We start from the raw sequence: 20,950 nt of genomic DNA, 5'->3' as shown, positions 1-20,950 counted from the left end.
ATCCCCGAACAGCGGCCAGCCATCCCCATGCGCCACTCGCCGAAAAAACGCGCGCGTTTGAGTGAAAATAGCAACCGTTGGCCGAAGATTTATTCACGCTTGCAAGGATACCATAGCCGCAGGTGATTCGGTTTATCGTAATTGGGACTTTTTCTCGTTCATTTTATCGTTCTAGGCTGCTCCAGAGCCCCCCGCGCGTAGGTCCTTCCACGCAGCCCTTCCGTGGCCACCGTCCCCTACTCCCAGGTCTTCCAGACCTCGGGGCAATACCCCACGGTCGCCTTGGCGCCGTTGCGCACGATGGGCTCGCGAAGGACCTGCTGGTTCTCGAGGAGCTTGTCGAACTTCTGGCTCTCCACCAGGTAGGTGATCAACGCGACGGTGTCCTGGTCCTTGGCGCCCTGGTCGATCACGGCGTCGATGCCGCCGGCCGCGCGCATCACGCTCTGGAGCTCGCCCTTGCTCATCTCCTTCTCGCGCAAGTCGATGAACTGGAACTTGATGCGCCGCTCTTTGAAGTAGCGCTGCGCCTTCTTGGTGTCGAAGCTCTTCTTGGTGCCGAAGATCTGGATGTTCATAGGGCCTCCGCCTCTCGTGGTCATGGTCTCGCATGCGCACAGTATGCCAGAACGTCGGCACGACAAGCGGGGGCCGGAGCGCCGTCCGCCCGCAGGAAGCGCTCCGACGTTTACGCCGAGGCCGATTCGCGGCGCGCGACCTCGTCAATCAGGACCGTGTCGCCATGGCGCGCTGCCGCGATAGCAAACAGCATGAAGATGCCCATGAGCGCGATGTAGGCGAAGAGCAAACCGGGGGCGACATCCATTACGATGCCCGACAGGATGGGGGTCGCCACCTGCGCCGCCATCGAGACCGTGTAGTAGTAGCCCGAGTAGCGACCAACGCTGTTCGCGTCCACCACCTCGAGCAGCATGGTGTACACGCACATGTCAACGCCGCCCAGCGCGATGCCTATGGCGAGGAACACGAGGTAGAAGACGGGGCTGAACCCGGGAATAAGCCACAGGGCTACCGGTGCGAGAGCCATGACGAGCGCCGACGCCACGGCAACGCGCTTACGTCCCACCTTGAGCGAGAGGTTAGCGAGCGGCACATATCCCGAGAGCGCGCCAACTATTGTCACGATGTTGATAATCGCGTAGCTGCCGCCCTCCATGTTGTAAAACATATCAGCATAACGCGAGATATTCGTGGTCATGGCGTTGTAGCTCATGTAATAGAAAAAAGTTGCGGCCAAGAGCATCGCAATCGAAAAGAGTACGGAGCGGTCGGTGATCTTCGCGCGGCCGCCTGCCTCGGGTGAGTCGTCGACCATGATCTCGGACTCCTCGATCCCCATCTTAAGGCTCTCGTCATGCATTTTTTGCACGAGCTGTGGCTCGCGCACACGGATGGCGTACACCACCGCAGAACCCAGGATGACGAGCGCCTGCAGCATGAACAGCGGAATGTAGTTGGGCATGTCACCGGAGGGCACCATCACCGCAATCGCCACGAGCATCGCGCCCGTGCCCGCGTAGCCCACCATCTTTTGGATCGAATCGGCCTTGGTGCGCAGCGGGCGTGGCGTGATATCGCACACGATCGCGACGGTCATGGTGCGGTACATGCAGATGGCGAACAACGTGAGGAGGATTGCGAAGATGAGCAGCGGCAGGCTGCGCATCCCGTTGGCGACGGCGATAAGCGGCACGCTGAAAGCGGCAATCACCGACCCGATCAGGATGAACGGCGTGCGGCGACCGAGGCGGCTTGCACAGCGGTCGGACAGGATGCCGAACAGGGGTAGCAACACGAGACCGAACACGTTGTCGATCGCCATGACGGCACCGGTAGTCATATTGTCCAAGCCGAACGTCCCCGTGAGCATCTTGGGAACGATGCCGTCAAAGACCTGCCAGAAGCTGATCATGCCCATGAACGGCAGCGAGGCGAGCGCGACATGCGCGTAATCGAGCCTGGGCGCTCGGGAGGTGCGGGCCTTGTTCTCTCCAGCCATGTTCATCCCCTATCGAAGCTCGTCGAGATTGCGCAGGAACGCCATGTAGAACTCGATCCCGCGCTTGTACACGTCCACGCCGATGCGCTCATTCGCCGTATGCAGCAGCGAGCGGGCCTCACCCGAGTAGATAAAGCCGCCAAAGCGGTACACGCGCTCGCAAATCTCGCAGAACTCCCGGGAATCCGTGCAGGAGTTCTGCACGTACGGCGCAAAGCCCGCCTCGGGATACACTCCCGCGACGCAGCGATGCAGGTAATCGAAAGCGGGGTCGTCCTCGAACGGGCTCACGGGCGCGGGCTCAGTGTAGGGCACGGCCTGCTCGATCTCGATGGTGACGTGGTCGGGGCTCACGCCGCACGCTCGGCACGCCTCCTCCGCGCGCTCACGGGCGCGGTTGATAGCATCCGTGACCGTCTCGAACGGGGCGATACGGACGTTGAAGTTCGCCGTTGCCACCGTGGGGAGCACGTTGTGGGCCGGCGAGCCCTGCAACTGGGTGAGGGCGTAGGTGGTGCGGATCATCGCACCCATCTCGGGACTCGACGACATGATCTTCGATACGAGTGGACGCGTCAGCCACAGGTTTGAGAACACCATGCGGTACAGGGTCGAACTGCGGCTCGCAAGCTCCATGAGGGTCGCGTCGAGGGCGCGCGTGAACTCGGGCTTACCGGGATTCGCGGCGATATGCTCGCACACGCGGGCGAGCAGGCGCGGGGCGTCGTTCTCGGCGGGCGTCGATGCGTGGCCGCCATCGGCGCGCGCCGTGACCTTGAGGTCGACATGCCCTTTCTCGGAGACCCCGACCATCGCCACGGGCTCCTCCACGCCCAAGGGGGCGTCTGCCGCCACCGCGCCGCCCTCATCCATCACCATATAGGGGTGGATGCCGTGCTCGCGCATCCACGCAACCGCCTGCCGAGCAGCCGAACCCGCAACCTCCTCGCCGTTCGACGAGAAATACCAGACGTCGCGCGGAGGCACATAGCCCTCACCGATCAACACGTTCATCGACTCGAAGATCGCCGCGGCGATGTTCTTAGTGTCGAGCGAACCACGGGCCCAGATCTCGCCGTCGTGGATCTCGGCGGCAAACGGGTCGTGGTCCCACGCCTGACCCTCAGTTGGCACTACGTCCTGATGTGCCATGAGCACGATCGGATCGAGGGTAGCATCGGCACCAGGCCAACGCATGAGCAGGCCGAACTCGTCAAACATGGTGAGTTCGCACACCTCGAACACGCGGGGGAACTGCTCGCGCAGGGTGGGCACCCAGGCCTCGAAGGGCGTGCGATCCACGAGTGCCGGATCGTCGCGCGAGATGGTGGGCACCCGCAGGAGCGCCCGGAATCGCTCGACCGCGTCATCCCCCGCGTGGTAGCCCTCTGCTGTGAGCGGTGTACCCGCGGGCGCACTCGGACGCAGGCCCGCTGCGCGCTTCGCACATGCAATTGCCGTGACACCCGCCACCGCGCCCACTGCGGCACCTGCCAGCGCCACCGTCGTTCCCATCTTGCCCATGGCTCCTCCTCGTACATGAGGAGGCGCGCCGCCCCCTCGGACAGCGCGCCTTCAGTTTTCGTTATCCGTCTACGAAATGGTAGCACGTACTTTAGGCAAGTAGAGCAAAATACCCCAGCACCGCGATGCCGAGCACAATGCGGTAGATGCCGAACGCTGTGAAATCGTGACGGCGGACAAATCCCATGAGCCACTTGATCGCAATGAGCGAGACCACAAAAGCGACGGCGCAACCCACACCGAGGATGGCCAGACCGCTCGCGTCGAACACGCCGCCCTTGAGGAAGAACTTGACGAGCTTGAGGAAGCTCGCACCGAACATGACGGGAATCGCCAAGAAGAACGTGAACTTGGCGGCAACGGAACGCGTGGTGCCCAACAGCAGGCCGCCGATGATGGTGGAGCCGGAGCGCGAGGTACCGGGAATAAGCGAGAGCACCTGGAAGCAGCCGATGCCAAGGGCGGTCTTGTAAGAGAGATCCTCGAGCGAGGTGATGGAGCCAAAGTCGCCGCCTTGCGTGGGCTCGATAGCGACGGCGGGAGCCGCAAAGTGGGCTCCCCCGGGACGGGCGTTCGCCGCGGCTTCCTCGGCCACGCGCGCCGCAAGCTTCTTGGCGCGCCAGCGCTCGATCACGATGAACGCGACGCCATAGACGATGAGCGCCGCAGCGACGACCCACGCGTTATAGAGGTGCTCCTCCATGAAGTCATCGAGCGGGATGCCAATGATCGCCGCAGGCAGGCAGCCCACGATGATCTTGCCCCACAGGCTCCACGTGTCGCGGCGCTCCTGCTTCGTCTTGCCAAAGCCAAAGGGCAGCAGGTCGCGCAGGAAGAGCACGCAAACGGCGAGAATAGCGCCAAGCTGGATCACGACGAGGAACATGTTCCAGAATTCCTCGGTGACGTTGAGCTTGATGAACTCGTCGACCAAGATCATGTGCCCCGTCGAGGAGATAGGCAGCCACTCCGTGATGCCCTCGACCAAACCGAGAAACGCGGATTTAAGCAGTTCGATGACGTCCAAAGGACCTCCCCCAGTTTCAACCGTATAACATGACCGCAAGCGTGGCGCAGTCAAATCATTCTTCCGCCTATTATCGCCCCTCTTCGCCCACTGCACCGAAAAAGCGCGCCGTTCGTGACATGTTACGCACCGGAAACGGGCAATTGGGTATAACTGTGGCATGGTAAAGCACCAAACGGTGGGTACACGGAAGCCCACCACAGGCCAAGGAGGTCACCATGCACGAAGGTTATTCCAAGGTATTTGTTGCCCTTGACGGTACCGACCAGCAGGATTTCGTGCTCGCACGCGCCATCAAAGTCGCCGCGAACAACGGCGCTGCTCTTGTTATCGGTCATGTCATCGATTCGACTGCGCTCGAATCCGCTGGATCCTACCCCGCCGATCTGATCCAGGGCCTGCAGGATGCCTTTACCAACTCCATCGCGGCCCAGGTCGAGGAGGCCAAGGCGAACGAGGCGATTCCCTCCGTCGAGGTCATGATCCGCGCCGGGCGCATACGCGAAACGCTCAAGGACGAGATGCTCGACGTGGTCAAGCCCGACCTCGTACTCTGCGGTGCCCGCGGTCTGTCTTCCATTAAGTACGCGCTGCTGGGCTCCATCTCCACGTTCCTGTTGCGCAACACCGATTGCGACATCCTAGTCGTGAAGTAGTCGCTCCCCACCGTCCGGGATGGGTAATTCCTTCGCAAACGTCCTCGGAAAGCCACCTTCGGGTGGCTTTCCTGCGGAATGTTTGCTCAAGAAATACCCATCCCGGTCGTTCGCTTTATACTTCGCGAGAACTTAAAACTCGACCGAACGTCAAACGGTGCATCACCCATACAGGCGATGCACCGTTTTCATATATGACCGCTCAGGAAAGCCGGGCTACTCGTTATCGCCTGCGGTGAGTTGGGTGGCATTGAGCGACGACTCGGTGTTGGCAGCCGCATCGGGCCACACCCAATCGGTGAACGCGGGGTGGTCGTAGCCCTCATCGACGGCGAACTCGAACGCCTCGAGGCGGAACGCCTCCCATGCCTCGATCTGCTCGGCATGCACGGACTCCCCGCGAGCGCCGTCGATCAGGCGCAGCGCCTCGGCGGCCAGCGCCCAGCGGTCCATGTTGTTCAGGCGCAGCATGTCGAACGGCGTGGTCGTGGAGCCCTTCTCCTCGTAGCCGTGCACGCACCAGGCGTCGTGGCCGGGACGCGCCCACACCAGACGGCGGATCGTGCCGGCGTAGGCGTGGAAGCAGAACAGGACCGGCTTGTCGCCCGTGCCAAAGAGCTCGGCAAATCGCTCATCGGTAATGGCCTGGTCGTTCTCGCAGGCATTCTGGATCTTGAGCAGGTCGACCACGTTTACGAACCACACCTTGACACCATGGCCGCGCAGCAGGTCCACGGCGGCAAGCGCCTCGAGCGTGGGCACATCACCGCACGTGGCGATGACCATGTCGGCGTCTTCCAAGCTCTTCGCGGTGCTCGCCCACTCCCAGGCGGCCAAGCCCTCGGCGAGCTCGGCGCGCGCGTCGTCCACGGTCACGAAGGTCGGCGCGGGCTGCTTGCCGCAGAAGATCGCGTTCACGCAATCCGTGGACCGGTAGACGCGCTCCGCAACCGCGAGTGCCATGTTCGCATCGCAGGGGTAATAGGCGTTCACCACGTGCGTGTCGTTCGCCTTGTTGAGCAGGACGTCGATGAAGCCCGGGTCCTGATGGGAGAATCCGTTGTGATCTTGGCGCCACACATGGCTGGAGAGCAGGATGTTCAGACCGGAGATCGGAGCGCGCCACGGGATCTCGCGCTTGGTGGCCTCGAGCCACTTGCAGTGCTGATTCACCATGGAATCGACCACGTGAACGAAGCTCTCGTAGCTCGACCACACGCCGTGGCGGCCGGTGAGCACATACGCCTCGAGGAAGCCCTCGCACTGGTGCTCGGAAAGCTGCTCGATCACGCGACCCTCGGGTGCAAGCAAGTCGTCGTTATCCGCGTCCGCGTAATGGCCGGCGAGCCACTGTTTCTTGGTGGCGGCGTAGGCGTCCTGCAGGCGGTTCGAGGCAGTCTCGTCGGGGCCAAAGATGCGGAAGTCGTCGTTGGCGGCGAGGACGTCGGCGGTGTAGGCGCCGAACACGCGCGCAGCCTCGGTCGCTCCCCAACCGTGGCCCTTCTCCGCCACCGGGACCTCATGGGTGTGGATGTCGGGCAGAGTGAGTTCGCGGCGAACCGTGCCGCCATTGGCGTTGGGGTTGGCGCCGATGCGCAGGTCGCCGGTGGGCATGAACGCCGTCACCTCGGCGCGAATCTGCCCCTCGGGCGTGAAGAGCTCTTCGGGTTCATAGGAGTGCAGCCAAGAGCGCAGCACGCGGAAGTGCTCGTGGGTGTCGCGGGCGTCCGCCAGCGGGACCTGATGGGCGCGCCAGGAGTCCTCCGTCTTCTTGCCGTCGATGTGCTTGGGGCACGTCCAGCCCTTGGGCGTGCGGAAGACAATCATCGGGTACACGGGACGGGTCTCGTCGCCCAGTTCGGCGCTGGCCTTGATGTCGCAGATCTCGCTGAAGACCTCTTCGAGCAGCCCGGCGAAACGCGCATGGATGGAGGCGTGGGACTCGTTGTCAAAGCCAGCGACGAAGAAGTGCGGCTTGTAGCCCATGCCCTCGAAGAACTTGGTGAGCTCCTCGTCGGAGATGCGCGCCAGGATGGTGGGGTTCGCGATCTTGTAGCCGTTCAGGTGCAGGATGGGCAGCACGATGCCGTCAGTCTTGGGATTGATGAGCTTGTTGGACTGCCAGGAGGTTGCGAGCGCCGCGGTCTCGGCCTCGCCGTCGCCGACCACGGCAACAGCCAGCAGGCTCGGATTGTCCATCACCGCTCCGTATGCATGACTGAGCGTGTAACCGAGCTCGCCGCCCTCGTGAATGGAGCCGGGAGTCTCGGGGGCAAAGTGGCTGGGGATGCCACCCGGATACGAGAACTGGCGGAAGAACTTCTCGAGACCCGCCTCATCGTCCGTGATATCGGGGCGGATCTCGCGGTAGGTTCCGTCAAGCAGGGACTGCGCGGTACCGGCGGGACCACCGTGACCAGGACCCATAAGGAAGATGGTGTTCTGACCGTGATCGGCGATAAGACGGTTCACGTGGCCGAACAGGAAGTTGATTCCGGGAGTGGTTCCCCAGTGGCCCACCAGGCGGTGCTTGACGTCGATACGCCCAAAGTCACGCTGCTCCCCCGTTTTCGCATCGGTCCAATCGGGGCGCATCAGCGGATTCGAACGAAGGTAGATCTGGCCAACGGACAGGTAGTTGGCGCAACGCCAATACTTGTCAACTCCGGCGAGCTCCTCTGCGCTCACCGGGTTCTCGAGCTTGTTCCACGGAGTGCCGATCACGGGTTGAGTCATGGCTTGTTCCTCCCACGCAAAGACGGGACACCGTTCCCGCCCTTCGAATATCGTTAAGCCGAGTGTAAACGATAAAACGTTTTATCAGAACTGATAAAACGTTTTTTCTAAATCTTTTTAATTCTGTTTGTTAATGTTTACCCTGTTGGGAATTTGATTGGATATGGTACGGGAGAGCTGCCCTCACGTGCCCACGGCCAATCTTTGTCCAGCCCGAACCATCGAGAGGAGTGTCTCTATTTAATATGTGTGGGGTTTATACGCACAGGCAAAGTACAACGACCGAATTTGCATCAAAAGCTTGGGAAACAGATGCCAAAAACGGCACTCTACTCGCCCGGGGAAAATAAACCCCTCACTTTTTAAATAATGACCCCTCTTTTCGGTCAGAATTCGCCCCAAAGCCGGCCAATCTTCGTCTTTACATGCATCGAAGCAGTATCGAAGCGCGACGAATGGCGCGCACGGGTCGCGGCTAACCAGCAATCGGCGCGACACTTGCCTGGCATACCAGGCGCGGAGCCAGCACGCGGTCCTCGAATGCGCGGTCGGCGCCCTCCCCGATTCGGGAGAACAGCAGCTCCATCGCGTTGTCGGCGAGCTTCGAGACGTTTTGCTCAATCGCCGTCAACGCCGGCTCGAACAGGGCGTCCGCAGCGGAGTTGTCGTAGCTCACGAGCGAATAATCGCGCGGCACGCGCTTGCCATGCGCATACAGGCATTTCAACGCACCAAGAGCGATGTTGTCCGAACTCGCGAAGATCGCCGTCGCGTCGGTGTCGAGCACCCGCTCGGTCGCTGCCGCGCCGTCGGCGATATAGTAGTCGCTCTCGAACACCAGGGAATCATCCACGGGAACACCGTGGGACTCAAGCGCGCGACGATACCCCGTCAGGCGCGCGTTGCCGGTGTTCGAGGAGGTGTTGACCAGGCATGCGATGCGCGTATGGCCCTGTTGCAGCAGGCAGTCGGTGGCGAGAAACCCGCCAAGCTCACTGTCGAAGCGAACCCTATCGCAGTTCACGCCCTCGATAAAACGGTCCACCATCACCAGGGGCACCGGCAGAGATGCGAGGCTCTCGACGAGCTGCTCATCGGCATCGATCTCATGCGCCGTCACCAACATCAGGCCATCCACGCCGCGATTGACCAGCAGGCGCACGATCTCTTCCTCATGCTCGGAGGACACATCGGAATTCATGATGAAGAGGGCGTACCCCCGCTCGCGGCACCTGACCTCCAGGTTGCGGGCGAGCGACGAGAAGAAACGGCTCTCGATATTCGGTACGATCAGGCCGAACGTGCGCGATTGCTGCATAACCAAACTACGGGCGATCTGGTTGGGAACGTAGCGCTTGCGTGCCGCGACCTCTTTGATCCGCTTGCGGTTCTCCTCGGAGATGCGGCACGGACGGTCGTTGAGAACCAAAGACACGGCCGAGGGGGACAATCCCACCTCCTGGGCGATTTCCTTGAGCGTCACCTTGGCGGCCATATTCCCTCCCGTAAAAAAGACGGACGCCGGCACATGCCGACGCCCGTTGCAATAGTGCCGCACATACACGACTTGGTCAACGGTTTTACCACTGAGCGGTCTGTTGGCAACCATACGCGGTCGCCGCGGCCGCACAGGCGGCGTTATGCACCCCGGTGCACCCTAACTGCACAGATGTTTCGCGATACACGAGTCCACCATGGTGCTAAGGCCGCGCCAGACGCATTGCCTCTTGAACGGCACCGTATAGGTTCGCGTCGTTTCCGAGCTGGGCAACGCGTACACGCGGGGTGGGGAATCCCGCCAGCGGGCCGACAAAGCCCTCGACCGCGCGGGGCATCTGAGCCTCGAGCGCGTCGATGAGCTCCGGATGGCAGCTAATGCCACCTGCGATGGCGAACACCTCCGGGTCGATGACCGCTTGGAGATTGACGAGCATGTTATCGAACATGAGCGCATATCGATCGAGCCCACGCTGCGCATCGACGTCGCCGTCGGCGATCCACTCAAACACCTTGCGGCCGTCGACCGTCCCGTCGTCCTTCAGACCCTTCTCGGCAAGGACCATCTCCGCAAGCGCACGCCAACCACCCGTACCAGCAAAGATGTTCTCCATGGAGACCGGAGCCTGCACATCGTTGCGAAGGAAGCTGAATTCGCCCGCAAAGCAATTCGCGCCGCGCAGCACGCGTCCGTCGATGACGATGCCTCCGCCAATGCCCGTCCCGATCGCCAGGACCACGCCGACCGAGGTCCCACGCAAGGCGCCCGCGGCGTATTCACCCAACGCGCAGCACTTGCCGTCGTTGTTCACCACGACGGGCATGTCGAAGCGCTCGCGCAGCAACTTGCCCAGCGGACAACCGTCCATATAGGTAAGCGCGCCACCGCGATGAATCACACCATCCGGGTCGTCCTCGTAAATGCCACCGGGGGCGCTCACGCCGATCGCCCGCACGCGGTCCGCGTACGGCTCGACGATCGCCATGAGGGCCGCAACCGCATCGTCCGCCGTGGAGAAATCCGTTGGAATAGACCCACGCTCACGAATGGAGAAATCCTCGCCAAGGACCGCCCACTTAACGCTCGTTCCGCCGATATCGATACCGAAAAACTCGTCCATCCCTTTTCCCTTCTTCTACGTACCACCCGCATAAGACATGCGGCCCCCGTGCGAGCGCGCGATGCGCCCGAACGAGGGCCGCCTCGAGCCGCGGCAGCGCGGCTACTCCGCCTCGACCGTGCGCACGCGCAGCATCATGTACTGGCGGCTGGGCAGGTCGATCCGGAACGCACCCTCAAACGTCTGCGGCAGGGTCTCGACGGTCATATTCCACGTGTCGATGATATCAACTTTGTAGCGTTTGCCCTCGTCTCCGGTGAACTCGCGATACGCCGGGCGGAAGAAACCGAAGTACATGAGGACGTCATCGGTGCCCTTGCCCATGGAATCGGCCATGCACGTCACGTCCCAGGTGAAGGTTCCGTCAATCACGCTGATCTCGTCGGGGACCCAATCCATGCCGCTCGGCAGCGACTCCATATAGGAGCGGCAAAACGCGATGCGCTCGGGCGAGTCGCCGTACAGCTTGCCGCCGTGCGCCCACCAGAGCTTGGGACCGCGGTCGACATAGGTCTCGCCGTGGGTCACATAGCCGCCGCGCAGGCAGCCCTCCCAGAACCGACGAACCTCTTCCTCGGCGGTGAGGTTGCCCCAGCCCCAGTTGATGTTGCCCTCGTAGCCGACCTCGTCGACGATCACCGGCTTGCCGTACTGGGCGCGCAGGTCGACCACGCACTCGGCGGTGCGCTGCAAATCGCAGCGCTGCCAGCTCACATGGGTGATCCAGGGATGGCTGTGGTCGAAGATCTCGCGGCAGTTGTGAATCGAGCGCAGGTGGCCATACGGGTCGTTGGCCATGACGATGCGGGCGTACAGGTCCCAATCCTCCGCCGGCTTCCAAGGCAGGAGGTCCCATTCGTTCGCAAGGCTCCACCACACGTTCTTGTAGGCGGCAAGGCGACGCACCGCATACGTGAGATAGAAGACGTCCTCATCTCTGGTCATGCGAGAGAAGCCCCAGTCCTCGGGCTTGTCGTACGGGTGCAGCAGGATGATGTCCGCCTGGATGCCAAGCTCGTCGAGCTGGGCGACGCGCTTCTCCAGGTTCTCCCAAAACGGCTCGTAGAACTTGGTGTGGTCGAACGCCCCCTTGGAGCCCTCGAACGCGTACATCGCCGGATCGTCCACGTTGTAGTCGTAGAACTTGGGGAAGATGCACATGCGGATCTTGTTGAACGGGGCGTGGGACAGGGTCTCGAGCGTCTGCTCCTGGAGCTCCTCGTCCTGGTTGGTCCAGGCGTAGCACGTGGTGCCGAAGGGCAGGTAGCGCGTACCGTCCTCATAGGCGAAAGTGAAGTCGTTCTCCGTGCTGAACGGGGCCTCGCGCGGGAGAACGTCACGGGCGCGAAGCACGCGACCGTGGTTGTCCCCGTTCGCCGGCGTCACCTCGAACGAGTCCTGCACCCCGTTGAGGGCGGAGTCGCTGGAATACGTGGTGTAGTTCCACGCGCCGGCGCTTCCGGGCATGAAGTTGACCCCATAGGTGCCATCGCCCTTGTAGAATCCGGGCACGTCCACGACATCCCCGCCGTCAGCGCGCTCAAAACGAGCGCCAAACGTCACGTCGACATACGGATTGCCCTCGGCGGCGCCCTCTAGCTCCAGCTTAAAGACCTTATACTGCTCTACAGACTTCATGGTTTCCTCCCATTTTGGAATGATCAATCTACAGGCGCCCGGGGCAACCTTGAGCTCCCCGGGCGTATCTCCAGGATTTACTTGACGCCCTTGATGAGCGCGATGAAGACGAAGCCAACCACGACAAGAACGATCGCGACGGGGAAGGCCATGAAGTAGGAGCCGGTGGCGACCACGATGGACGATGTGACAATGGGTCCAAGAATCTGGCCGATGGTGTTGGCGATGTTCAGGATGCCGAGGTCCTTGCCAGCTTCTTCCTTGCTTGGGAGAACGTCAACGTTCAGCGCTTGGTCAACGGAGGAGTAGATGCCGTAGCCCAGACCGGCGAGCAGTGCGAAACCGTACATGCCCATGACGGACTTGAGGATCCACGGCGCGGCGATGCCAACGGCGATAAGCAAGGTGGCGACCGCGATGATGGGCTTACGCGCGCCGATCTTGTCGGATATGGCGCCCGATGTCAGTGAGGAGATGAGGGAGACCACCATGATCACAACGGACATGGAAGACAGGACCGCTCCCGCCTCGGCAACGGGCAAGCCGATGTACTTCTCGAGAATGTAGAGCTGGTAGCCATTGACGCAGAAGTAGCCAAAGATGAGGAGCAGACGACCGACCAGGGCAAGGTAGAAGTTGCGGCAGTTCTTGGTGGGCGGAACGAACATCTTGAGGAGCGAGACGAGGTTCAGCTCCTCCTTCTTCTCGCCATCCGCCAGCGCGGCAGACTTCTCACGAGGCCAGATGATGATGGCGAGGATGCCGGTGAGCAACCAGGAGACCGTGCCGATCACAAAACCGGGGACCGGGTTGGAGAGGAACTGCGTGCCGATGATGGTACCGACGGACTGACCGGCGGTGGCACCGCCGCCGTAAAACGCCGAGAGCGTGCCGCGCTTATTGAGCGGGATGCGGTCGGACAGCACCGCCACGGCGGGCGCAAGCATGCAGTTCAGACCGATCTGGAGGACGCACCACGACGCGACGATCATGGGAAGTGTGGTGGCAACCGAAGTGCTCCAGAACGCGGCACCGCAGATGAAGCCGCCCACCACGATGAACGGCGTGCGCTTGCCAAAGCGAGAGTGGCAGTGGTCGGAAAGGGCGCCGAACACGAGGTTCGACACGAGCGCGAACACGGAACCGACGGAGTTCATGGTCGCCAGAATCGCCTCGGGCTGACCGATTCCCAAACCGTTAAAGCGCTCGGGGAACAATACGTTCGAGCCGATTGTGCCGGACATCATCCACATGACGCCGAAGATGATGAAACCGATCATGAAGCGCCATGTCTCCGTTTTCGGCATGGGCTTTCCCGTGTCGGGGGCAATGACATTCTCGTCAAACGTCGCTGTTGCTGTCTGCTGGGCCATGAGATTGGCTCCCTTCGAAGTGGTGATGCGCAAAAGGAGTCGCACCCTCGAAGCCACAAGGAGGGGTTCTGCCTTGGATTCGAGGACGATCGGGAGAGAGGTTGCGATCTGGGACGCGCCAGCACGTTACTTACTGAGTACTAAGTAACTTGCTATCTGCATAGTAAGGTTACTTAGTACTCAGTAAGTACTTATCTCTGCAAGCGGTATGAATCCCTAGGTGAACGGCATATGCTCTCCACGAAAGCAGAGTGCGGCGTCAACCATTCGCACGAATTTCAGCTAGCATTGGGAGGGCGCGGGCATATTCCCACCCGCACCCACTTGAGGAGAACCACGAATGACCGAAGCATCCCCCAAAAAATCTGTGCGCACCGCAGCGAAGCGCAGCGTCGCCGCACAGGAACGCCTCGACCAAATCGTTCAGGCTGCCGTCCGCCTTATCAACGAGCGCGGCTACACCGGCATGTCCCTCCAGGCGGTCGCCGATGCCGTAGGCATTAGCCAGCCCGGCGTCTTGCATTACGTGGGCAGCAAGCACGGACTGCTCCTAGAAGTGATCCGACACTACTACGATCGCTGCTCATCGGCCGATGACTATGTTTCGCTCTTTGCACCCGGCGGGGCCCTCGAGGGACAGCAGCCGAAAATCCCCGAGTACTGCCGCCTCGTCGTTGCCGAGAACAACAACCAGCCGGAACTCGTCATGCTGTTCCAAACGCTTAACACCGAGGGCATGAGCACGGCGAGCCCAATGCACGACTACTTCAATAAGCGCTCGAAGAACATCACCGACCCGGAGCAGAAGATTGCATGGAGCGTGCCGGAGGGGGTCAACGCGCACGACACGTTCTCCTGCGCCATGGCGGCGATGTACGGCCTTGAGGGGCGCTGGGTTGCCCGTCCGGATGAAATCGACTATCCCGCAGAATGGGCCAAATTCGAGGACGTTCTCTTCCCCCTCCCCTTATGGGAGGGTTATCGATAACGGCGCGGTAACTTTTCGCACCATCGAAATCGGCAGAAATTGGGTTAACTCTACGCTCCAAGCTCCGTGATGGGTATGACATAGACGCCACTCGGCATTTTCCACGTATATGATGCCTTGCCGACGAGCACCGCCAAAAACGAGGGGTCTGCATTGCGCGCCGCTGGGTTGCGAGCGATTTTATCCCTCAAGCGTAGCAAGTTCGCCTCCGCTGCGGGCACCTTTTCTTCGCTCAACTTGACCTCGAATGCCCCCCACCTCCCATCAGGCAGTTCGACAACAATATCCACCTCAAGCCCGTCAGCGTCGCCGTAATAGGAAACGATGGGATTCGGCATTGTGCCCAATGCGGTGCTGTACACGCGAACGTCACGAAGACACAGCTCCTCGAATAACGTACCGAATGTCTGCGTCTCGCGTAACAAGCGCTCGGGAGACATTCCCAGCAACGAGGCGGGCAGTGAGGGATCCGTAAACGTGCGTTTTGGCTTTGAGCGAATCCTGGACTTAGATTTGATAGGAGCGTCCCAGCCAACCTGGTTTTCTATAAAATACTGGTCCTCGAAAAACGAGACGTAGGGTTCGAGCTCACTTTGAAAATACGATGCTGCGACACCCGATGGCACAACTCCCTCATGCAAATCGGCGTACATCGTGCGATACGTCAGGGACGTCCCCATGTTTCGCGCCAGCGATGATGCGCATCTCCGAGCCATGCGCGAATCAAGTCCGGCCTTTACCGCGCTCACAGAAAATAGTGCATCCAGGTATTGCGCCGCGATATCTCCGACCAGTTCATCATCGCCCTCGAGCGCCGCGGGCCATCCACCTCGGCAAATCGCATAGGCAAGCTTGCGTACATCAGTCGATGCCACACCGCCAACAAACTGGCCTTCGAACAATCCACGAAGAGAGACCGCCCCCGTTGACTCCCCGCTCTCGAATAAACTCATGGTGCGCATGGGGACCGTCGCTATCCTCCCTGCACCGCTGTGCGAGACTTTACTCTTATCGACCGTCGAGGAACCCGTCAACAGATACATGCCACGCTTGTTGCCATGCTCGTCTACGCTTCGCCGCACCGCGTCCCAAACTGTCGGAACGTCCTGCCATTCATCAATCACATGGGGGAGCTGCCCTTCGAGTGCTAGAGATACGTCAAGCTCCGCCATGCGACGAGTGCCCGCATCGTCCAAATGAGCTATGCTCGCCGCCTGTGCCATGCTCGACCATGTTTTCCCGCAGAACTTCGGACCGGCAACCTCCACGGCGCCGAATGCCTTCATTCTCCGTTCGATAATCGAATCTGTCAGTCGAGGCAAATATCCGGAAGGCTTAAGACCCATACATATCACCTCCGCGTGAACGGGCAATGAATTTAGTATAAATAATTTTCGAGCGACTTTTATCGAATTTTCGAGCTAATTTTTCTAAAAAATCGAGCCATTATTACTGAATTTTCGAGGCACGTCAGTCACGAACGCGCTCAGTTCGCGAAATGATTGACCCGCACGGCAAGAAGCCCCAGCGCACTTGGCACTGGGGCTTCATTACTTCGTTGCGGCATAGACAACTGTCAGACAAGCAAACCGCCTAATGCGCGGCCGGCTTGAGGATCACCAGCGCGTCGTGGCCGAAGGGATGCTGCTCGACGCGCGTCATCCCCGTCTGGGCATCCACGCGCACGGGCAGATGCGCCATGCGCTTGTCCTCGAGATCGAATGCGACCGCCTCCATATCGGCAAACGACCCATGGAGCTTGAGCGCCGTCGTACGCGGCAGGTAGGCGACCACGCGATCGCCCACGCGCGCAACGCGAATGGCCTCGCGGGCGTCGTCCAACAGCTCCTGGGCGGGCACAACCGCGTGACGGCCGCCCTCAGTTAAGGAATCGAGCACGTGGGGCACCATGCCATAGTCCCACACGCCGGGGAACTGCAGGCACTCCTGCCAACGGAACGGCATGTCGAAACCCTCGCCCAGCACCGACCCCCTGCCCTGCGCCGTCTGCCAGTTCCACACGCCGTGCGCGCCGTACGTCAGACCCGCCGCGGCGCCCGAGAGGATGCCCGACCAGGCACTCGCGCGACAATCCTGAGCAGTGAAACGCCAGTACACGTTGCGGCTCGCGCCCATCTGCTCGTAGCAGGGCTCTGAATTCAGCAGGGGCTTTTGTGGATAGGTCGCACGGAAATCCTCGGGGAGCTTCCACGCCTCGCTCTGACCCTCGTAATTATGGCCGGGCTGGTACATGTAGAAGTCCAAACGATCGATGAACCGCTCGGGAATCGTGCGGTTGGCACGGTTGATGTGCATGCACCGAAGGGCGTTCGGCGCCAGCTCGCACACGGCGGAAAGGCCCTCCTCGTAATAGCGAATCGCCTCGTCCGACTTGAAATCGGTATCGCCTGTAACCACGTAGACGGGATCGAACTCGCCAAGATGCCTCACGACGCGCTCGATATGGGGGCGGATCTCGTCGAGCGGCATGACGGGCGCGCCGAGCTTCTGCGCGATCATCGACCCCCACGTACCCGGGATGTAGTTACACCACATAAGCACGAGCGCCGGGCGGATACCATGCTCGACCGCCATCCGGCACATCTCTCGGGCGCGCTCCCAATACGCCTCGTTGGGGGCAGACCAGTCGAACACCGTCCCGTCCTCGCTGGCGTACGGGTAGATGCCGAGGTCCGGGCGGCAGCGATCCCACTGCGGAAGCGTGTTGACCTGCAGCACGTTGATGCCCTGCTCCGCTCGACGCGCGAGGTAGTACTCCCAATCGGACAGTTCGATGCTGGTAAAGGCGCTCCAGCACGTATCCGCCAGCCAAAACCAAGGCTTCCCGTCGAGCGTGAAGCCGTCCTTGCGGTCATTCACCGCGAGCCTGCCAAGTACCATGCGATTCCCTTCTCTTCTCGACCCGTACCCGTAGTCGAATTATCGGATAGCAGATTCGATAACGAAAGCCCCGCCGGGCGGATGCCGAGCGGGGCCCTGAGTCAATGTAGGCGAGCGGTGGGGGCCATCTCGACCTACTCAGATATGCGCGTTACACGCTAGGCGAGAGCCGGAGCCTCTTCCTCGTCCATCTCGGCGAGCTCCTCCTTGGAGAAGCCGGTCGCGAACACCACGGCGGCGGCGATGACGAAGGAAATTGCCATGCCGACGATCGCCCACACGGTGTTCATCTGGCCACCCTGCAGGTAGTTGGTGAAGACCAGGAAGTTGGAGGCACCGCCGGCCAGGTAGTAGGTAACACCCATGAGGCCGGAGAACACAGCGCCGATGGCACCGCCAATGAACATGCCGAGCATGGTGCGACGGAAGCGCATGAGGATACCGAAGAGCGCGGGCTCGGTGACGCCACCGGCGATAGCGGAGATGACGTAACCCAGGGCAAGACCCTTCTCGTCCGGGTTCCTCATCTTGAGGAAGGCACCGAAAGCGCAGCCCCAGACAGCGGCCATGGCGCAGTTGGTGGAAACGAAGACGAAGGGATCGTAGCCGGCGGCGATGATCTGAACCTGAGCGAGCAGGATGACGGGCATGTGCATGCCGCAGACCACGAAGAGCTGCCAGAAGGCGCCGAGGACGGCCATGACGATCAGGATGCCGATGCCGCCGAGGTCAGCAAGACCAAAGAGGGCGTTGGCGATGAGGCTGCCGATCTCGTTGCCGATCGGGGCGAGAACGATGAAGGCAATGGGGATAGTGACGATCATGGTGCAGAACGGCGTGAAGACCGTGGACAGCACGTCGGGCATGACCTTCTTAAAGAACTTCTCGACAAAGTAGAGGACCGGCACCGAGAGGATGATCGGCAGGACGGACTGCTGATAGTTGGCAGCGGCGATCTGGATGCCATAGACGGAGATGATTCCGCCACCCTCCTGAGTCGCGACGCTCACGACGGACGGGGCCATGAGGGCGCCGCCGAGAAGCATGCCCAGAACCGGGGAAGCGCCGAGCTTCTTAGCGGCGGCATAGCCCAGGTAGATGGGGATAAAGGTAAACGTGGCCTCGTACAGGGTGGTGTAGAGGAACGTGTAGGTCGGGTCGGTGTCGGAAAGGACGCCGAGCATGGTGGGGCCGAGGACCGCAGCGATGGTGCGGAACAGACCACCGGCCATGAGCAGCGGAATCAGCTGGGTCATGGAACCCGACAGGTAGTCGAGGATGATGTTGGGCAGGTTCTTGAGCTCGAACTTCTCCTTAGGAGCGTCGAGGTTCTCGTCGACCGCGGCACCCTGCTTGACGCCGGACATGGCGACGAACTCGGCGAGCACCTTGGGCACGTTCTGGCCAATGACGACCTGGAGCTGGCTGCCGGCGAACTGGCAACCCAGAACACCCTTGACCTTCTTGATCTTCTCCACGTCGGCCTTGCTGTTGTCCTTGAGCGTCAGACGCAGGCGCGTCATGCAGTTGGTGGCGACGGCAACATTCTCCGCACCGCCCACGAGCTCGAGGACATCGGTGGCAATCTGCTTGTTATCTACTGCCATGGGACCCCTCCCCATATCATCGTGTGCCTACCCGTTTGGACGTAGGCACGCCTTTGGCCCGGCGACTATAACCCCTTACGGCTGCCGAGCCCTTGGATACGCTGTCGTAAACAATCTGTTTACTGAACGTTTACAGCGTTTAGTTTACACGGAGCGTTGAATTTGTGGCAGTTTTGCCGTTTGCAGTCCGGTGAACGGTAGGAAATCGGGGGTGAAGGTAATTGAATGCCGAGGCATTGCATATAGATCCGTTTATTTATAAATGGTCGTTTACGTGGGATTTTATATAATCTGGCACCTCAATGCCTTGTTGATTCATCAACAAAAGCCCTGTTAGATAGTAGTAGACGAGTGTTTAGTAATTCATTGAGCGTTTGATGCGACCGTTTACCGAGTTCATCTGCTTATTCTCTAATTCTGCTTTACACTAAACATGTTTAGATTGTATTGCCGTGATTGTTTAGCACGCGCGGCATAAGGGAGGCAGCTCATGGAACTCAAATCGTGCGCCTACGCAACCGTCACCACCTTGGGCGACTTTGGCCCCTGGATCAGCAAGGTCGTTCTCGACCTGCCCTGCACCGTGCGCGCCAACGATATCGATGCGAGCACTTTCCATATATATGTAGAGCGTCACGAGCGCACGGGCGAGATCCTGATGCGCAAGGAGCATGGCGCCGACCATGCCGCACCCTCCGTGGGTTACATCGATGTTCTCGCCGCGTATCCGTGTGACGAAAACGGCCGCAAGCTCGCCGTGGGCACCCATGTGGCACTCGAGGTCGCCGAGCAGCGCCTGACCAAAAAGATCGAAGGCGGCGTCATGGGCTCGCGCATGCTCGATGACCAGCTGCACATCACGCAGCTCGCAGCTCTTCCCGGCAACGACGGCGACGATCCCACCTGCGGTCTGGCCTTCGACACCTGCCGCGGCGATATCTGCCCCGCGCTCAAGGGCTGGAGCAACGCCACGCAAAAGACCCCCGTCAATGGCATCGCGCTCGAGTACGGCTTCTTCGAGCCCAGCTTTAAGGCCGAGGATTCCGCCTGCTTCAATCCCTTTGCGCCCGAGGCCACGGTCGTGCCCCAGAAGGCCCCGCTCGTGGTGTACCTGCACGGCGCCGGCGAGGGCAAGGGCTCCACGCAGGGCGAGGGCGCCACGCGCGCCTATATCGGCAACCGCGTGACGGCCATTAGCCAGGCGCAAATCCAGCGCTACTTTGGCGGCTTTGCCTGGGTGCTTGTGCCGCAGTCTCCCACGTTTTGGATGGACAACGGCGTCGAGCAGCTCGGCCGCTCCAACCAGAGCATCTACTCCCCCGTGCTCAAGGCGCTCATTGACGAGTTTGTCGCCGAGCATGCCGAGCGCATCGACACCGACCGCATCGTGGTCGCCGGCCTTTCCAACGGCGGCTTTATGACCCTGCGCCTGTGCGCCGACTACCCCGATTTCTTCGCCGCCGGCCTTCCCTGCTGCGCCCCGTGGTACAACGCCACGGACGAGGACGTCGCCGCACTCGCCAAGACGCCGCTGTGGTTTACGCACTCCAAGGGCGACGAGCTCGTGTCGCCGCAGCAGACCGTGCTGCCGCTCACGGCACGCCTGCATGACGCCGGAGCCAACGTGCACCTCACGTACTTTAGCCATGTCGAGGACCTGACCGGACGCTATCGCGAGGCCGACGGCTCGCCTAAGAAGACGTTCAACCACGGCGTGTGGATCCACCAATTCAACGACCTGTGTTATCAAGACTTCGACGGGGGCAACGTACTCATCGACGGCGAGCCGGTGGGCTGCTGGGAGTGGTCGGCCAGAGTTTCGAGGTAGCCATCCCATCGGGGGCCCTGGCCTTTAGTTTTGT

Annotated in this window: 15 protein-coding genes; 3 read left to right on the top strand and 12 right to left on the bottom strand. The window is 61.0% G+C overall.

Going from position 1 to position 20,950, the window contains the following annotated elements:
- Window positions 1-236 precede the first annotated feature (236 nt).
- From DWV48_RS00810 to DWV48_RS00795, 4 genes are all read right to left on the bottom strand, one after another.
- The gene (locus DWV48_RS00810; protein ID WP_118652467.1) at window positions 237-578 is read right to left on the bottom strand and encodes an arsenate reductase family protein; all 342 of its coding nucleotides are present in this window, start codon (window positions 576-578) and stop codon (window positions 237-239) included.
- 110 nt (window positions 579-688) lie between these two features.
- The gene (locus DWV48_RS00805; RefSeq protein WP_118652465.1) at window positions 689-2,020 is read right to left on the bottom strand and encodes an MFS transporter; all 1,332 of its coding nucleotides are present in this window, start codon (window positions 2,018-2,020) and stop codon (window positions 689-691) included.
- Between the two features lie 9 nt (window positions 2,021-2,029).
- The gene (locus DWV48_RS00800; RefSeq protein WP_233546006.1) at window positions 2,030-3,544 is read right to left on the bottom strand and encodes a M20/M25/M40 family metallo-hydrolase; all 1,515 of its coding nucleotides are present in this window, start codon (window positions 3,542-3,544) and stop codon (window positions 2,030-2,032) included.
- A 91-nt stretch (window positions 3,545-3,635) separates the two neighbouring features.
- Window positions 3,636-4,571 carry an undecaprenyl-diphosphate phosphatase gene (locus DWV48_RS00795; RefSeq protein ID WP_118652463.1) on the bottom strand — a complete coding sequence of 312 codons (936 nt, stop codon included), beginning with the start codon at window positions 4,569-4,571 and terminating at the stop codon, window positions 3,636-3,638.
- Window positions 4,572-4,789: 218 nt separating this feature from the next.
- Here DWV48_RS00795 and DWV48_RS00790 point away from each other — a divergent pair, with 218 nt between their 5' ends.
- Window positions 4,790-5,227, top strand: coding sequence for a universal stress protein (locus DWV48_RS00790; RefSeq protein ID WP_118652461.1), 438 nt, complete (start codon window positions 4,790-4,792; stop codon window positions 5,225-5,227).
- Between the two features lie 216 nt (window positions 5,228-5,443).
- On the opposite strand, the gene DWV48_RS00785 is transcribed toward DWV48_RS00790, so the two are convergent.
- The 5 genes from DWV48_RS00785 to DWV48_RS00765 form a co-directional block, all read right to left on the bottom strand.
- Window positions 5,444-7,963: a phosphoketolase gene (locus DWV48_RS00785; RefSeq protein WP_118652459.1), complete on the bottom strand. Its 2,520-nt coding sequence runs from the start codon at window positions 7,961-7,963 to the stop codon at window positions 5,444-5,446.
- Between the two features lie 475 nt (window positions 7,964-8,438).
- Window positions 8,439-9,458 (bottom strand): LacI family DNA-binding transcriptional regulator, encoded by a 1,020-nt coding sequence (locus tag DWV48_RS00780; protein WP_118652457.1) that lies wholly within the window; start codon window positions 9,456-9,458, stop codon window positions 8,439-8,441.
- A 205-nt stretch (window positions 9,459-9,663) separates the two neighbouring features.
- Window positions 9,664-10,581, bottom strand: a complete 918-nt coding sequence (locus tag DWV48_RS00775) for an ROK family protein (RefSeq protein WP_118652455.1) — start codon at window positions 10,579-10,581, stop codon at window positions 9,664-9,666.
- A gap of 102 nt (window positions 10,582-10,683) precedes the next feature.
- A complete protein-coding gene (locus DWV48_RS00770) occupies window positions 10,684-12,219 on the bottom strand; it encodes a DUF5605 domain-containing protein (RefSeq protein WP_118652453.1) in 1,536 nt (511 codons plus the stop codon).
- 77 nt (window positions 12,220-12,296) lie between these two features.
- The gene (locus tag DWV48_RS00765; RefSeq protein WP_006719690.1) at window positions 12,297-13,592 is read right to left on the bottom strand and encodes an MFS transporter; all 1,296 of its coding nucleotides are present in this window, start codon (window positions 13,590-13,592) and stop codon (window positions 12,297-12,299) included.
- A 340-nt stretch (window positions 13,593-13,932) separates the two neighbouring features.
- Here DWV48_RS00765 and DWV48_RS00760 point away from each other — a divergent pair, with 340 nt between their 5' ends.
- Window positions 13,933-14,580 carry a TetR/AcrR family transcriptional regulator gene (locus DWV48_RS00760; RefSeq protein ID WP_118652451.1) on the top strand — a complete coding sequence of 216 codons (648 nt, stop codon included), beginning with the start codon at window positions 13,933-13,935 and terminating at the stop codon, window positions 14,578-14,580.
- Between the two features lie 50 nt (window positions 14,581-14,630).
- On the opposite strand, the gene DWV48_RS00755 is transcribed toward DWV48_RS00760, so the two are convergent.
- From DWV48_RS00755 to DWV48_RS00745, 3 genes are all read right to left on the bottom strand, one after another.
- Window positions 14,631-15,926, bottom strand: a complete 1,296-nt coding sequence (locus tag DWV48_RS00755) for an ATP-binding protein (RefSeq protein ID WP_118652449.1) — start codon at window positions 15,924-15,926, stop codon at window positions 14,631-14,633.
- A gap of 247 nt (window positions 15,927-16,173) precedes the next feature.
- On the bottom strand, window positions 16,174-17,481 hold the full coding sequence (locus tag DWV48_RS00750; protein WP_118652447.1) for a DUF4038 domain-containing protein: 1,308 nt from the start codon (window positions 17,479-17,481) through the stop codon (window positions 16,174-16,176).
- A gap of 158 nt (window positions 17,482-17,639) precedes the next feature.
- Window positions 17,640-19,088 (bottom strand): PTS transporter subunit EIIC, encoded by a 1,449-nt coding sequence (locus DWV48_RS00745; RefSeq protein WP_118652445.1) that lies wholly within the window; start codon window positions 19,086-19,088, stop codon window positions 17,640-17,642.
- Between the two features lie 490 nt (window positions 19,089-19,578).
- On the opposite strand from DWV48_RS00745, the gene DWV48_RS00740 reads away from it, so the two are divergent.
- The gene (locus DWV48_RS00740; RefSeq protein WP_118652443.1) at window positions 19,579-20,916 is read left to right on the top strand and encodes a prolyl oligopeptidase family serine peptidase; all 1,338 of its coding nucleotides are present in this window, start codon (window positions 19,579-19,581) and stop codon (window positions 20,914-20,916) included.
- Window positions 20,917-20,950 lie beyond the last annotated feature (34 nt).

The organism is Collinsella sp. AF08-23 (genome assembly GCF_003479805.1).
GTDB lineage: Bacteria > Actinomycetota > Coriobacteriia > Coriobacteriales > Coriobacteriaceae > Collinsella.
This window is presented reverse-complemented; position numbering and strand designations above follow the sequence as displayed.